The sequence below is a fragment of the Microbacterium sp. K27 genome (genome assembly GCF_004794435.1).
Classification (GTDB): Bacteria; Actinomycetota; Actinomycetes; order Actinomycetales; family Microbacteriaceae; genus Microbacterium; species Microbacterium maritypicum_A.
In genome coordinates, this window is sequence record NZ_SSDK01000041.1 from 190,075 (window position 1) to 203,760 (window position 13,686).

Here is a 13,686-nt window from a genome sequence, read left to right on the forward strand (position 1 = left end):
TGCCTCAGCCGGGGCGTGTCGTGGTGTGGACACTCCCAGGGCGAGACAGATGGTCTCCGTTTCGGATGTACTCCGGTATCAATCCTCGGCGTCGCGCGCCTGCGCAGCGAGCGCCCGTTCGACATCGGCCAGATTCTCGAGCACGAGTCGGCGCAGTGCCGGTGCAGCGTCCTGGTGGGCGGCCAGCCAGCCGCGGGTCGCGTCGCGGAGAGCGATGTCGGCCAGGGCCGTCGGGAAGAGCCCGACGATCAGGTACTGCGCGATCTGATAGGTGCGCGACTCCCAGACGGGGAGCAGCATGTCGAAGTACGCGGGGACGAACTCGCTCAGCGCCGCTGCTCCGGACGGGTGCGTGAAGCCGAGTGCCGCCGAGCGGACGATCGTGTTCGGGGCGTCATCGCGCTCGATGAGCGACGCCCATGCGGCCTTCTTCGACGCCGAGTCCGGGAGAGAGGCGCGGGCCTGTGCCGCGAACTCCCCGCCCTTGGCGGTGTTGTCCGCGGCGAGAGCGGCATCGATGGTCGCGGCATCCGTCGCGCCGATCGTGGCGAGGCCCACGAGGAGCTGCCAGTTCAGGTCGGCATCGATCTCGAGCCCGGGCAGGGTGTCCTCGCCGGAGCGCAGACGCCCGATGATGCCGGCATGCTCCGGGGTGACCAGCGCGTTGGCGAAGGCGGTGACGAACTGCAGCTGGCTGTCGCTGCCCGGCTCGGCGGACTCCGCGAGACTCCACAGGCCGTCGGCGATCTTCAGCCGCGCCGCCTCGCGGTCGGCCGGCGTGACGTACAGCGTCGCCGCAGTGCGCAGCTGGGCGAGCGTGGTGCGCACCGTCGTCGACTCGGTCTCGCGACCGATGTTCCCCAGCACGAGGTCGAGGTACTCCGAGGCGCCGGTCTCGGCGTCGCGGGTCTGATCCCACGCGGCACCCCAGACGAGCGAGCGGGCGAGCGGGTCGTGGATGTCGGCGAGGTGCGCGATCGCGGTGGCGAGCGACTTCTCGTCGAGGCGGATCTTCGCGTAGGCGAGATCGTTGTCGTTGAGCAGCACGAGGTCGGGCCGGGCGAGACCCTGCAGCTCGGGCACCTCGGTGCGGTCGCCGTCGACGTCGACCTCGAGGTAGTGCGTGCGCGTGAGCGAACCGTCGGTCAGCGTGTAGAAGCCGATTCCGAGCCGGTGCGGACGAATCGTCGGGTAGTCCGCCGGCGCGGTCTGCGTGATCGCGAAGCGCGAGATCTTTCCATCGTGGTCCTCTGCGATGACCGGCTCGAGCGTGTTCACGCCGGCGGTCTCCAGCCACTTCTTCGACCAGGAACTGAGGTCACGGCCGCTGGTGGCTTCCAGCTCGGAGAGCAGGTCGCTCAGCTCGGTGTTGCCCCAGGAGTGCTTCTGGAAGTACTGCGACACGCCCGCGAAGAACGCCTCGATGCCGACCCAGGCGGCGAGCTGCTTCAGGACGGAACCGCCCTTGGCGTATGTGATGCCGTCGAAGTTCACCTGCACGTCTTCGAGGTCGTTGATCTCGGCGACGATCGGGTGAGTGGACGGGAGCTGGTCCTGGCGGTAGGCCCAGGTCTTCTCCATGGCGTTGAACGTGGTCCACGCCTCGGTCCACTCGGTGGCTTCGGCGGTGGCGATGGTCGACGCCCACTCGGCGAACGACTCGTTCAGCCAGAGGTCGTTCCACCACTTCATGGTGACGAGGTCACCGAACCACATGTGGGCGAGCTCGTGCAGGATCGTGACGACGCGGCGCTCCTTGACCGCGTCCGTCACCTTGCTGCGGAAGACGTAGGTCTCGGTGAAGGTGACCGCTCCCGCGTTCTCCATGGCGCCGGCGTTGAACTCCGGCACGAAGAGCTGGTCGTACTTGGCGAACGGGTACGGCACGCCGAACCTCGACTCGAAGTAGGCGAAGCCCTCGCGCGTCTTGTCGAAGATGTAGTCGGCGTCGAGGTGCTGCCACAGGCTCTTGCGGCCGTACACGCCCAGCGGGATGACACGGCCGGAGGCGCTCGTCAGCTCCGAGAAGGTCGATTCATACGGTCCGGCGACGAGTGCGGTGATGTACGACGAGATGCGCGGGGTCGGCTCGAAGCCCCAGGTGGCGGTGACGTCGTCGTCGTGCACGATGGGCTCGGGCGTGGGGGAGTTGGAGACGACCTTCCACGCGGCCGGTGCCGTCACGGTGAACTGGAACGTCGCCTTGAGGTCGGGCTGCTCGAAGACCGCGAACACGCGGCGCGAGTCGGGCACCTCGAACTGGGAGTAGAGGTAGACCTCGCCGTCGACGGGGTCGACGAAGCGGTGCAGTCCTTCTCCGGTGTTGGTGTATTCGCAGTCGGCGTCCACGACGAGGACGTTCTCGGCCTGCAGCCCGGTGAGCGCGATGCGCGAGTCGGCGAAGACCTCGTTCGGGTCCAACTGCTCGCCGTTGAGCGAGATCTCACGCACCTCGCGAGCGATGAGGTCGATGAAGGTGAAGCCCTCCGGCGTCGCGGTGAAGCGCACCACGCTGCGGGAGCCGAACACTTCGGCGCCCTTGGTCAGATCGAGGGCGACTTCATAGGACTGAGTGTCGATGACGTCGCGGCGCTCCTGCGCTTCGATGCGGGTGAGGTTCTCTCCAGGCACAGCTGTACTCCCAGGGGTGAGGGGATGTCACCGGGGCTGGGCGCAGTTGGCGCCGACGGCAACCCTGACAGCCTACGCCAGTGCGACGGATGCCCTCTCGCAGCGACGAAGGAACGGAAACGGATAGAAACGGTGAATGCGCGCACTCCCGCACTCCGCCGAGGTGGGAGGATGGAGGGGTGACTGCGATCGAGCCGAATGTCGTTCCCTTTGCTTCGCCTGCTGCCTCCGGCGGTGCGCCCTTCGTGACCACGCCGGTCGCCTACGACGCGATCCTTCTCGCCGGATTCGGCGGGCCGGAGGGTCAGGAAGACGTGATCCCGTTCCTCCGGAATGTGACGCGCGGGCGCGGCATCCCCGACGAACGACTCGAAGAGGTTGCACACCACTATCGTCACTTCGGCGGAGTGAGCCCGATCAACGGGCAGAACCGTGTGCTCAAGCAGGCGCTCGAGAACGCCCTGGTCGAGCGAGGCATCACGCTCCCCGTCTACTGGGGGAACCGCAACTGGGCCCCGTACCTGGAAGAGGTCGTCACCGAGGCGTCGGGCAACGGTCACAACACCCTCCTGGCTTTCGCCACCAGTGCATACAGCTCGTTCTCCAGTTGCCGTCAGTATCGCGAGGACTTCGCCCGCATCCTCGAGGAGACGGGCCTGGGCGAGACCGTGACGATCGACAAGATCCGTCCCTTCTACGATCACCCGGGGTTCGTCGAAGCGTTCGAGACCGGCGTGCGGGAGGCTGTCGAAGGCTTCCTCGCCGAGGGTGTCGCCGCAGCCGACATCCAGATCCTCTTCTCGACGCACAGCATCCCGACGGCCGACGCCGAGCGCTCCGGCGCACGGGACATCGACTGGGGCGAAGGCGGTGCGTACGCCGCACAGCATCTCGCCGTCGCCGCCTGGGTGATGGACCGCGTGCGGCAGACCGTTCCGGCATCCGCCGATGTGTCCTGGGAACTCGTCTACCAGTCCCGCTCCGGCCCCGCCTCGCAGCCGTGGCTCGAGCCCGATGTGTGCGACGTGATCGGCGAGCTGCCCGAGCGCGGTCGCAAGGCCGTCGCCGTCGTACCAGTGGGCTTCATGAGCGATCACATGGAGGTCCTGTGGGATCTCGACACCGAAGCGGCCGAAGCCGCGGAGGAGGCGGGCCTCGCGTTCACGCGCACACCCACCCCGGGCGTGTCACCGGCGTTCGTGACGGGCATCGTCGACCTGATCGAAGAGCGTCTCCAGGGACGCCCCAACGAAGAGCGCGCGCATGTCACGTCCCTCCCGGGAGGTTTCGACGTGTGCCGTCCCGGGTGCTGTGAGAACATCCGCGCGGGCTTCAAGCCGGCCGCGGCCGGTGTCGCCCCGTGACCTCTCGGTGATGCACGCGCACTTCTAGGATGGGAGTCATGCGCATCCACATCGCCACCGACCACGCGGGCCTCGACTTCTCCACCCAGCTGCAGGGACATCTGCGCGCAGCCGGACACGAGGTCGTCGATCACGGTCCGATCGAGTACGACGCGGTCGACGACTACCCCGCGTTCTGCATCCGCGCGGCTCAGGCGGTCATCGCCGATCAGCGGGCGGGCGTCGAAGCTCTGGGTGTGGTCTTCGGAGGTTCCGGAAACGGCGAGCAGATCGCTGCGAACAAGGTGGAAGGCGTCCGTGCCGCACTCGTGTGGAACCTCTCGACGGCAGAACTGGCCCGCGAGCACAACGACGCCAACGTGATCTCCATCGGCGCACGACAGCACACCTACGACGAGGTCACCTCGTTCATCGACCGTTTCATCGAGACGCCGTTCTCCGGAGACGAGCGCCACGTGCGGCGCATCGGCCAGATCGCGGACTTCGAACGCGACGGCTCCCTGCTCCCGGACCCGCGGGCCTGAGATGCCCGAGGGTCATTCCGTCCACCGGATCGCTCGTCAGTTCGACCGCAACTTCGTCGGCAAGACGCTGAGCGCCTCCAGCCCGCAGGGCCGGTTCGCCGAAGGTGCCGCTGTCCTCGACGGGCGCGCGGCGGTGAGCGTGCAGGCCGTCGGCAAGCAGATGTTCCTCGAGACGGAAGGCGATCTGTGGCTCCGCGTGCACCTCGGTCTGTACGGGGCGTGGGATTTCGCGGGCGAGATCCTCGTCGACCCGACCATCGCCTCGGCGAACGGGCGGATGGGCCAGACCAACCAGCGGGGCACCGTCCTCGACGAGCCGATCCTCGATGATGCGGGGGAGAACTCGCTGGCGTCGATCGGAGCCCCTCGACGCACCCGGGTGCATGTGCGCATGTCGGAGCAGACGAAGGGCCTCGCCGACGAGGGGATGGAGTGGCCTCCTCCTGTCGTCGGGCAGGTGCGCCTTCGCCTGATGACCGACATCACCGCAGCCGACCTCCGAGGACCGACCGCCTGTGTGCTGCAGACGCCCGAAGAGATGCTCGCCACCGTCGCCAAGCTGGGGCCCGATCCGCTCGTCGGCGATCCGGTCGAGAACGAAGAACGGTTCGTCCGGGCGGTCCGGAAGAAGCCGACGGTCATCGCACTCCTGCTCATGGACCAGTCGGTCGTGAGCGGCATCGGGAACGTGTACCGGGCCGAGATGCTGTTCCGGCAGCGGCTGAATCCGCACACACCTGGTCGGGATGTGCCCGAAGACGTCGTGCGTGCGCTCTGGAACGATTGGGTGCGGCTGCTCGCCGTCGGTGTGGAGACCGGGCAGATGATGACGATGGACGGCCTCACCGGTGCGGACTATCGAGCGGCGATGGCAAACCGCGACGACCGCCACTGGGTGTATCACCGCGCGGGGCTTCCGTGCCGCATCTGCGGGACGGAGATCGCCCTCGAGGAGATCGGCGCGCGCAAGCTCTACTGGTGCCCCCGTTGTCAGGCCTGACCACGCACCTGCCACCGCCATCCGTTCTAGGCTGATCGAATGCGACAGAATCCCAGCTTCACGCTGGCCGACGTGACCGAGATCCGCCGAGTGATCGAGGCGAATCCGTGGGCGACGATCATGAGCGCGGGCGATGACGGACTCGTCGCCTCCCACTACGCCGTTCTCCTCGACGAATCGCGCGACGACCTGACCGTCGTCGGGCACGTCGGCCGTCCGGACGATCTCATCCACGGCATGGGCCGGCGAGAGATGCTCGCGGTGTTCCAGGGTCCACACGGTTACGTGTCTCCGGGCTGGTACGGCGATGTCGCCGCCGTGCCGACGTGGAACTACACCGCCGTGCATCTGGCCGGCGTGCCCGAGATCCTCACGGACGAAGAGAACCTCGTCGTCCTCGACCGGCTGGTGGAGCGATTCGAATCGCGGATGCCCGAACCGAGGCGTATGTGGGAGCGTCCGAATGACCCGGGATACATCGAGCGGCTCGCTTCGGGGACTGTCGGCTTCCGGTTGACGCCGACCCGCGTCGTCGCCAAGAGGAAACTCAGTCAGAACAAGCCGCCGGAGACGATCGAGACGGTGATCGCCGCGCTGTCGACCGACGGACCGTATTCCAACCCGGCTCTCGCCGCGGAGATGCGGCGCGCACAGGACGCGCGCCGAGGAGGACGACAGCAGTGACAGAACGCGGAGCGGCGATCGACACCATCACGGCCGTGCGGATTGCGGGCCCCGGGCGTGAATTCCTGATGGATGACGAGCCCGTGGACATCTTCATCGCCGACGGGCGCATCGTCGACATCGCGCCGACCGGTGCATTGCCGGCGCGGGGCGAGGTCATCCGCGGTGATGGCGCCTGGGCCGTTCCGGGGCTCTGGGACAACCACGTGCACACGGTGCAATGGGCTTTGGCATCGGAACGAGCGCCGCTCGGTCACCTGGAATCCGCCGCCGCTGCCGCCGCGGCGATGAGCGGTGTGGCCCCGTTGCCGGATGGACGTCGTGTCGGCACCGGTTTCCGTGACGCCCTGTGGTCGGATCGGCCCTCACTCGACCTCCTGGACGCGGCGACCGGGGATATCCCGACCTACCTCATCAATGCCGACGTCCACAGCGTCTGGCTCAACAGCGCGGCACTCGCTCGTGAGGGGTTCCGGAGCGATGACGGCATGCTCCGCGAGACCGACGCCTTCGAGATCTCGCGGCGCCTCAACGCGGTTGACGCCGCCCATGGCGACCGCGCGATGATGCGCGCTGGAGAGCAGGCCGCCACGCGCGGCATCACCGGCCTGGTCGATTTCGACATGGCGTGGAGTGCGGAAGCCTGGCCCCGACGGGTCCTGGCCGGCTTCGCCTGGCACCGTGTCGAGTTCGCGGTCTACCCCTTCGACCTCGACCGTGCGATCGGCGCCGGGTTGCGCACGGGAGAACTCCGCGAGGAGCACGACGTTCCGACACCTGGTAGAGGCCTGGTCCACGTCGGGCCGCTGAAGATCATCACCGACGGTTCGCTGGGCACGCGAACCGCCGCCTGCTCGCACTCCTATCCCGGTGACCCCGACAACTTCGGGATGCTCACCGTGCCTTCCGATGAACTCGTCGCGCTCCTGACCCGGGCGACAGGCGCTGGTCTGGGCGTGGCCGTGCATGCGATCGGCGACCGGGCGATCACCTCGGCGCTCGACGCCTTCACCACCACGGGCGCCGTCGGGTCGATCGAGCATGTGCAACTCGTCCGACACAGCGATCTCGCGCGGTTCGCGCGCCTCGGGGTGGTCGCCAGCGTCCAGCCGCAGCACGCCGTGGATGACCGTGATCTGGTGGATCGCCACTGGGCGGAGCAGACCGCGATCGGCTATCCACTGGCATCGCTGCGCGACGCCGGCGTGCACCTGCGTTTCGGATCCGATGCACCCGTCGCCGAGCTCGACCCCTGGCACGCCATCGCGGCTGCGGTATCGCGCACCGACGACGCGCGGGAACCCTGGCATCCGGAAGAACGGATCACGATCGACCAGGCGCTCGAGGCGAGCGTGCGTTCGTCGGTGCGTCCGGGCGAGCCCGCCGACATCGCCCTCTGCGCCGCAGATCCTCGCACGGCGACAGGGGCGGACCTGCGATCCATGCCCGTTCGCTCCACGATTCTGGCCGGATACGTCACCCACATCGGCTGATCTTCCGCACGCACGAAGCGCGCACGAAGAAGGGGCGATCCTCGGAGAACCGAGGATCGCCCCTTGCTGTGCCGATCAGATCAGGCGGCGATGTGCGAGACCAGGAACCAGCGGTCCTTCTCGAGGCCGCGCTGGATCTCGATCGCGACGTCCTGGCTGGTGAGGTCGACCTCGTCGAGGCCGTCGACGGCGGCCTTGACGTCGACGAGGATCGCGTCGATGTCAGAGATGACGGCGCGGATCAGTTCGTCCGACTGGGCGAAGCCGGCGGCGACGGAGGTGGTTCCCGCCTTGTCGGCGACTGCGTTGACGCGAGCGTCGATCGGCAGACCGAGCGCGACGATCCGCTCTGCGGCGGTGTCTGCGAAGTCACCGGCGTGGGCGACGATCGTGTCGAGCAACTCGTGGACGCCGATGAAGTTGGCGCCGCGGACATGCCAGTGCGCCTGCTTGCCGTTGAGCGTCAGCGCCTGGAGGCCGAGCACGACAGGGGAGAGGAACTGGGCCGCCCCTGCAGCCACGGTCGGGTCGATGGCGGTGGTGGAAACGGTCTGTGCCTTGCTCATCTTGTGCTCCTCTGGAACGGGTTCTCGTATCTGATGAAGACAACGCTACTCAGCCTCATACATTCCGCAAGCAAGCTGAGGCTCGGCTCACTTCCGCGTGATTCCGGGGAAGTGAGGGTAGTCTCGCCTCATGAGCATCGCGTCCGGAGCCTCTGTCCTCGCCCTGCCGAACAGCACCCCGTCGATCGACGCGACGGCTTTCGTCGCAGACGGGGCGCGCATCATCGGTGAAGTCTCCCTCGCCGCCGGTTCCAGCGTCTGGTACAACGCCGTGCTTCGTGGCGACTCGGCCGGGATCGTCATCGGTCCCGGCTCGAACGTGCAGGACAACGTCTCGGTGCACGTGGATGCCGGACACCCGGTCGTGATCGGTGCCAAGGTATCGGTCGGACACAATGCGGTCGTCCATGGCTGCACGATCGGCGACGGCACGCTGGTCGGCATGGGATCGGTGATCCTCAGCGGTGCGGTGATCGGTGAAGGCTGCCTCGTCGCCGGAGGCGCCGTCGTGCTCGGCGGGACGGAGATCCCCGCCGGTTCCCTCGTCGCCGGTGTTCCCGCGAAGGTGCGTCGGGCACTCAGTGAAGAGGAGCGTGCGGGACTCATCGCCAACGCCGACATCTATCTGGGGCACTCGCAGACGCACTCGTCGGCTACCTCGGCCTGACGGCCCCGGCCGCTAGGCTGGGAGGAGTACGGGGCGGTGGCCAAGCTGGTTAAGGCAGTGGGCTCATAACCCAACGATCGCGGGTTCAAGTCCCGCCCGCCCTACTCCTCAGCCACGACCGCTCCCGGGTTCCCTCCGCCCGAGCAACAGCCGGCATTGCCGCGGCGAGACGAACGGATCCAACCGCTGCATCTCGAGCGGCCCGTCGCTGAGCTGGAGCACATCGCGGACGAGCTGGGCGTGAACGTCGCAGACGAGCGCCTGATCCTCCGCCAACAGCCCCTGATAGCGGCACGGAGCCAAGTCGAAGCGCAGCGCCGCTTCATCGACGACGGGGTCCAGACCGGCGTCGTCGAGGTGTTCGTAGAGGACGTCGACCTGACGCAGGGCGTCCTCCTCGAGCGCAGTCGGGGCATCGTCCGTCACGGCTCGGAGCATCCGCCCCCGCTCGCTCGCCCCGTCGACGCGCGCGCGTGTGACGGTGTTCGATGTCACGTCGCGCACAGGATGGAAGACGACGGACGGACGCCCTCGACCGCCGGACCTTCGTGTCTCACTGCGGATCAGCCCCTCGTCCTCCAACACCCGCAGATGATCCCGGACGGTGTTCAGCGGGATGCCGCTCTCCTCGGCGAGCGCGCCGGCGCGCCGGCCGGGCGCCTGTTGTATGGCGTGCAGCAGCTGGAGTCGACGCGGCTGAGTGAGTCCTCGGAAGTCATGGGCGCGACGGGGCATGTGGCGAGGATAGGCGGGCGCGAACAGTCCAGGACTCCTTTCCACCGGAAATAACCCGGTGAAAGACCCGGCGCGTACCCTCGCCGCGGGAAAGGGTGGGAGAACCATGACGATGAAGAGAAGGGAAGTCATGAAACTCTCAACGGAGTCCGAGGCGGTCGTGCGTGCGACCGAGGGAGTCGTCGCGCAGCATGCGGACGAGATCACGACGCTGTTCTACCGCGAGATGTTCGCCGCACATCCGGAACTGCTCCGTGTGTTCAATCGTGCAAACCAGGCGATAGGCGAGCAGCCCAAGGCGCTGGCCGCATCGGTGGTTGCGTTCGCCGTCCACCTCATCGACCCCGAGGCCCCCGATTTCACGCCCGTCATGCGCCGGATCGCTCACAAGCACGTCTCCCTGGGCATACAGGCACGCCAGTACACGATCGTCGGGCACCACCTCCTCGACGCTGTCCAGACGGTCCTGGGCGATGCCGTCACCCCCGAGGTCAGAGCCGCCTGGGACGAGGTCTATTGGCTCTTCGGATGCTCGCTCATCGCGGAGGAGGCGAAGCTCTACGCGCAGGGCGGAACCGATCCCGAGCAGCCGTGGCGCACGCACCGCGTCGTGGAGCGCGTGGTGGAGTCCGACGACGTCATCTCCCTGCTCCTCGCTCCCGTGGAGGGGGCAGTGGCCTCGCACCGTACCGGCCAGTACGTCGCCATCGCCGTCGACCTGCCGGATGGCTCCCGACAGCCGCGCCAATACACGATCTCCTCCGGGCCGCGAGGCGATTCGCTGCGGGTGACGGTGAAGCGCGTACGCGGTGAGGGCGGCCTGCCCGACGGCCTGGTGTCGACCTGGCTGCATGAGCACGCGCATCCCGGAACAGTGCTCGACGTATCGCAGCCGGCAGGCGATGTCGTGCTCGACGACGACGAACACCCGCTGATCCTGGTGTCGGCGGGTATCGGCATCACTCCGATCGCTGCGATCGTCGAGGACCTGTCACGACGTTCTCCCGGCCGCACTGTGCGGCTCTTCCATGCGGACCGCGCCCACGACACGCACGCGCTGTATCCCTCACTTCGTCGTCAGGTGCTCGCGATGGACGACGCCAGGGCACAGAACTGGTACGCGAAGGACGCAGACGGGGCCCCGACCCTGCATCCCGCTCTTCCGGGCAGGATGGACCTCACCGATGTGGAGCTGCCGGACGACGCGGTCGTGTTCATGTGCGGACCGCTCGAGTTCATGCGGAACGCGAGAGCGACCCTTCTGCGCCGAGGGGTGCCCGCTGAGCGGATCGCCTACGAGGTCTTCGGCCCCGATCTCTGGCTGCAGCAGCCCGCGACCTACGCCGCCTGAGGTCTCCGCACACAGGGGAGGAGGGGAACGGGCGCGCGGATGTCAAGCCCCTCCTCGGCGGTGCCGCACCACGCCATGCTTTCGATGTGCGGCACCGCGCCGCAGAACGGGAGGCACCATGAGCATCGGCAGCGGAATCGCGCTCTTCGTGATCGGGGCGATCCTCGTCTTCGCAATCAACGTCGACGTTCCCTGGGTCGACCTCGACATGGTCGGCTACATCCTGATGGGGGCCGGCGTCGTCGTCTTCCTCATCGGCATCGTGCTGCTCGCACGTCGGCGTCGCACCGAGACGGTGTCGCGCACCTTCGTCGATCCCGCCACCGGAGAGCCGACGACGCGTCGCTCCGTGAGCACCAGCGGCGACGAAGCGGTGTGAGCCCAGCCGCTGACGGCGTCCAGCTCGGAGGGTGTCGGGCGCCGTCAGTCGGCGGTGACGCTCTCGAGATGTTCCTCGACGAGCGTGATGCCACCGCTCGAACTCGCGGAATGAGCCAGCTCTTCGATCCACCTTCTGCTCAGCTCCGGCGTCTGTGCGTCCTGGAAGACGAAGCGGAGCGGGATCGAGGGATGCAGCCACAGGGTGGAACGTCCGGGCGCATCGCCGTCCGGGTGCCGCCACGAGAGGGTGAAGCTCTCGTTACGACGGAGCTTGGTGGCGATGACCACTTTGAGATGCGCGAGCGCGCGGTCATCGATGTGGATGGGAGTCTTCGCGTCGCCGTAGTAGAGGCTTCCCATCAGCGTGGGGACGATTCGTGGGGGTGGCGCGCGTGGACCATGGTTCTCCTCGGGGGCGTGCTCGCAGGACCGAGGTCCGGGACACTCGAACTCTAACCGCAGATCGCTCCGACGCCCCGCGCTCGCCCCCGACCCGCCGAGCGACGCGAAGAGAATATTCGTTCCCTGTCAGGTCGATGGCAGTGCGGGTGCCATCCCGTACGCCTCGCGGTAGGCCGAAGCGAACCGCGAGGAGTTGCTGAAGCCCCAGCGTCGAGCGACCTCGCCGACCGAGCGACCCCGACCGTTGCGGAGATCACGATGGGCGCCGTCGAGGCGCGCCCGACGCAGAGCATCCGCAGGCGTGATGTCGAGCGCCCGCCGGAACGCGTATTGCAGACCACGAGTGGAGATGTAGGACGCGGCCGCGACGTCGTCGATGGTGATCGCCAGATGCGCGTTCGCATCGATGTAGGCGAGCGCTCGGCGAACGGCCGCCGGTGCACCGGCGCGCTGCGCCGGGCGCCGCAGCGATTCGGAGAATGTGGTCGGGAACGCCGAAAGCGTGATCATCAGGGCATGGCGTTCGAGCTCGGCGACGAGCAGATCGTCTGCGATCCCGTCCCGCAGGGACTGGTCGAGGTAGGCGAACATCCGCTCCCACCGTTGGGAATCCATGACGGAGTGCGGCGCGAGTCCGGTCGTGCGAAGCTCTCGCCGATCATCCCCCGTGATCTGCCGCGCTCTGCTCTGCGCGGCCTGTTGGTCGAAGACGATGGCGCGAACGCGAGCCGACCGGTCCCATCTGGCCTCGACCTCAGTGCCGTCCGACATCCAGACGGCATCGGCGTCCAAGGAAGCGCGCCCCGACCAGACGCGCGCGTCCGGGGCGTCCACACGGCACACGAGCAACTGATCCTGCGGCTCGGCCCGCGAATGCACCTGAGCGGAAAGGCGATAGTCGACGAACGACGCGGTCTCGAGTTCCTCGGATCGCCAGTCGAATCGAAAGCTCCGCGGATCAGCATTCTGCAGAGAGGCCGAGGGAACGAACTGCTGCCACGTGGACTCGACCCGTTCGAGATCGACGGACGTGAACTGCATGGGCTGCTCCTCGTGCTTCGCGCCCTGATCCCACTCGAGGGCGCACCATCTGGAGCGTATCCCACGACACCTGATTCCGAGCCGAGGAGCAGCGACGCACGTCACTCCACGATGGGGCCGGCGTGCCGCACCGGCCAGCGTCCATCGAGCATGTCATCGGGTTCCAGACGTCCGATGCTCACGAAGTACTCGGTGAGGTTGGCTGCCTGCGAGCGGGCCCAGCCGATCTGGTGCGTGTGGAGCTGTACCGGATTCTCGGGGAGACGGAACTGACGGGCGAGCGCCTGCGCCACGCGCCCGGCGGCGATCGCATCCGCAGACGCTTCGTGGGCGCCCTCCAACGGGACGGCGTAGTGCGCCGCGACCACCTCGAGCGTGCGTCGACCGCGCCGGTAGCGGTCATACGCCTTGTCGATGACGAGCGGATCGATCACCGGTGCGGGGTCGGTGAGCGGGTCGACCCCGTGCCGCGCGGCTTCGCAGGCGAGCAGCGAGAAGTCGAACGACGCGTTGTATGCGACGACCGGCACACCCTGCCGGAACAGGGACCGCAGGGCAGCAGTCACTTCGGCGACCACCTCAGGGACGGGCCGCCCGTGGGCTCGCGCGTGCGCCGTCGTGATCCCGTGCACCGCGGTTGCGCCGTCGGGGATCGGCACACCGGGGTCCGCAAGCCACGAACGGGCCGCGACCTGTCTGCCATCGGCGTCGAGGATACCGACGTAGGCGGTCACCACGCGGTCCGACTCGACGTCGACTCCGGTCGTCTCCAGATCGAACACCCCGACACGGGTGAGCCAGGCAGGAAGCGGGGGACCGGCTGGCATGGCTTCACGCTATGGTCGGC

General features: G+C 67.7%; 14 protein-coding genes and 1 tRNA gene. 9 read left to right on the forward strand and 6 right to left on the reverse strand.

All coding sequences use genetic code 11. The features are described from left to right. Positions 1-78: 78 nt before the first annotated feature. The gene (pepN, locus tag DW307_RS12290; protein ID WP_136024870.1) at positions 79-2,631 is read right to left on the reverse strand and encodes an aminopeptidase N; all 2,553 of its coding nucleotides are present in this window, start codon (positions 2,629-2,631) and stop codon (positions 79-81) included. 179 nt (positions 2,632-2,810) lie between these two features. On the opposite strand from pepN, the gene DW307_RS12295 reads away from it, so the two are divergent. Genes DW307_RS12295 through DW307_RS12315 form a run of 5 tightly spaced genes read left to right on the forward strand, consistent with a single transcriptional unit; the run spans position 2,811 to position 7,696 of the window. Next, the gene (locus DW307_RS12295; protein ID WP_029259195.1) at positions 2,811-3,995 is read left to right on the forward strand and encodes a ferrochelatase; all 1,185 of its coding nucleotides are present in this window, start codon (positions 2,811-2,813) and stop codon (positions 3,993-3,995) included. A gap of 38 nt (positions 3,996-4,033) precedes the next feature. Continuing rightward, positions 4,034-4,519, forward strand: a complete 486-nt coding sequence (locus DW307_RS12300) for a ribose-5-phosphate isomerase (protein ID WP_021200523.1) — start codon at positions 4,034-4,036, stop codon at positions 4,517-4,519. A gap of 1 nt (position 4,520) precedes the next feature. After that, the gene (locus DW307_RS12305) at positions 4,521-5,519 is read left to right on the forward strand and encodes an Fpg/Nei family DNA glycosylase (RefSeq protein WP_021200524.1); all 999 of its coding nucleotides are present in this window, start codon (positions 4,521-4,523) and stop codon (positions 5,517-5,519) included. A 39-nt stretch (positions 5,520-5,558) separates the two neighbouring features. Beyond that, on the forward strand, positions 5,559-6,203 hold the full coding sequence (locus DW307_RS12310; RefSeq protein ID WP_029259196.1) for an FMN-binding negative transcriptional regulator: 645 nt from the start codon (positions 5,559-5,561) through the stop codon (positions 6,201-6,203). Continuing rightward, the gene (locus DW307_RS12315) at positions 6,200-7,696 is read left to right on the forward strand and encodes an amidohydrolase (RefSeq protein ID WP_029259197.1); all 1,497 of its coding nucleotides are present in this window, start codon (positions 6,200-6,202) and stop codon (positions 7,694-7,696) included. The genes DW307_RS12310 and DW307_RS12315 overlap by 4 nt, the downstream gene beginning before the upstream one ends. Before the next feature lie 80 nt (positions 7,697-7,776). Here the strand turns inward: DW307_RS12315 and DW307_RS12320 are convergent, their stop codons facing one another. After that, positions 7,777-8,262, reverse strand: a complete 486-nt coding sequence (locus tag DW307_RS12320) for a Dps family protein (protein WP_029259198.1) — start codon at positions 8,260-8,262, stop codon at positions 7,777-7,779. A 130-nt stretch (positions 8,263-8,392) separates the two neighbouring features. Here DW307_RS12320 and DW307_RS12325 point away from each other — a divergent pair, with 130 nt between their 5' ends. Further along, complete coding sequence (locus tag DW307_RS12325) at positions 8,393-8,929, forward strand: gamma carbonic anhydrase family protein (protein ID WP_029259199.1); 537 nt, start codon at positions 8,393-8,395, stop codon at positions 8,927-8,929. Positions 8,930-8,959: 30 nt separating this feature from the next. Continuing rightward, a tRNA-Ile gene (locus DW307_RS12330) sits at positions 8,960-9,033 on the forward strand. 4 nt (positions 9,034-9,037) lie between these two features. Here the strand turns inward: DW307_RS12330 and DW307_RS12335 are convergent. After that, entirely contained in the window at positions 9,038-9,664 is a 627-nt protein-coding gene (locus DW307_RS12335; protein ID WP_029259200.1) for a helix-turn-helix domain-containing protein, read from the reverse strand. A gap of 112 nt (positions 9,665-9,776) precedes the next feature. On the opposite strand from DW307_RS12335, the gene DW307_RS12340 reads away from it, so the two are divergent. Both DW307_RS12340 and DW307_RS12345 read left to right on the forward strand, forming a co-directional pair. Further along, the gene (locus tag DW307_RS12340; RefSeq protein ID WP_275090566.1) at positions 9,777-11,015 is read left to right on the forward strand and encodes a globin domain-containing protein; all 1,239 of its coding nucleotides are present in this window, start codon (positions 9,777-9,779) and stop codon (positions 11,013-11,015) included. 118 nt (positions 11,016-11,133) lie between these two features. Continuing rightward, positions 11,134-11,394, forward strand: a complete 261-nt coding sequence (locus DW307_RS12345) for a DUF6458 family protein (RefSeq protein WP_021200531.1) — start codon at positions 11,134-11,136, stop codon at positions 11,392-11,394. A 44-nt stretch (positions 11,395-11,438) separates the two neighbouring features. Here DW307_RS12345 and DW307_RS12350 read toward each other — a convergent pair whose 3' ends face one another. The 3 genes from DW307_RS12350 to DW307_RS12360 all read right to left on the reverse strand — a co-directional run bounded on the left by DW307_RS12350 (position 11,439) and on the right by DW307_RS12360 (position 13,666). Beyond that, complete coding sequence (locus tag DW307_RS12350; protein WP_021200532.1) at positions 11,439-11,756, reverse strand: DUF7882 family protein; 318 nt, start codon at positions 11,754-11,756, stop codon at positions 11,439-11,441. 168 nt (positions 11,757-11,924) lie between these two features. Then, positions 11,925-12,839 carry a helix-turn-helix transcriptional regulator gene (locus tag DW307_RS12355; RefSeq protein WP_029259202.1) on the reverse strand — a complete coding sequence of 305 codons (915 nt, stop codon included), beginning with the start codon at positions 12,837-12,839 and terminating at the stop codon, positions 11,925-11,927. 101 nt (positions 12,840-12,940) lie between these two features. Continuing rightward, the gene (locus tag DW307_RS12360) at positions 12,941-13,666 is read right to left on the reverse strand and encodes a 3'-5' exonuclease (RefSeq protein WP_136024872.1); all 726 of its coding nucleotides are present in this window, start codon (positions 13,664-13,666) and stop codon (positions 12,941-12,943) included. Between the last annotated feature and the right edge of the window lie 20 nt (positions 13,667-13,686).

Bases quoted from the DNA above. Each gene is read 5' to 3' on its own strand.
- DW307_RS12345 (WP_021200531.1), top strand. From the start codon at position 11,134: ATGAGCATCGGCAGCGGAATCGCGCTCTTCGTGATCGGGGCGATCCTC.
- DW307_RS12300 (WP_021200523.1), top strand. From the start codon at position 4,034: ATGCGCATCCACATCGCCACCGACCACGCGGGCCTCGACTTCTCCACC.
- DW307_RS12355 (WP_029259202.1), bottom strand. From the start codon at position 12,839: ATGCAGTTCACGTCCGTCGATCTCGAACGGGTCGAGTCCACGTGGCAG.
- DW307_RS12360 (WP_136024872.1), bottom strand. From the start codon at position 13,666: ATGCCAGCCGGTCCCCCGCTTCCTGCCTGGCTCACCCGTGTCGGGGTG.
- DW307_RS12320 (WP_029259198.1), bottom strand. From the start codon at position 8,262: ATGAGCAAGGCACAGACCGTTTCCACCACCGCCATCGACCCGACCGTG.
- DW307_RS12335 (WP_029259200.1), bottom strand. From the start codon at position 9,664: ATGCCCCGTCGCGCCCATGACTTCCGAGGACTCACTCAGCCGCGTCGA.
- DW307_RS12340 (WP_275090566.1), top strand. From the start codon at position 9,777: ATGAAGAGAAGGGAAGTCATGAAACTCTCAACGGAGTCCGAGGCGGTC.
- DW307_RS12350 (WP_021200532.1), bottom strand. From the start codon at position 11,756: ATGGGAAGCCTCTACTACGGCGACGCGAAGACTCCCATCCACATCGAT.
- DW307_RS12310 (WP_029259196.1), top strand. From the start codon at position 5,559: ATGCGACAGAATCCCAGCTTCACGCTGGCCGACGTGACCGAGATCCGC.
- DW307_RS12325 (WP_029259199.1), top strand. From the start codon at position 8,393: ATGAGCATCGCGTCCGGAGCCTCTGTCCTCGCCCTGCCGAACAGCACC.
- DW307_RS12305 (WP_021200524.1), top strand. From the start codon at position 4,521: ATGCCCGAGGGTCATTCCGTCCACCGGATCGCTCGTCAGTTCGACCGC.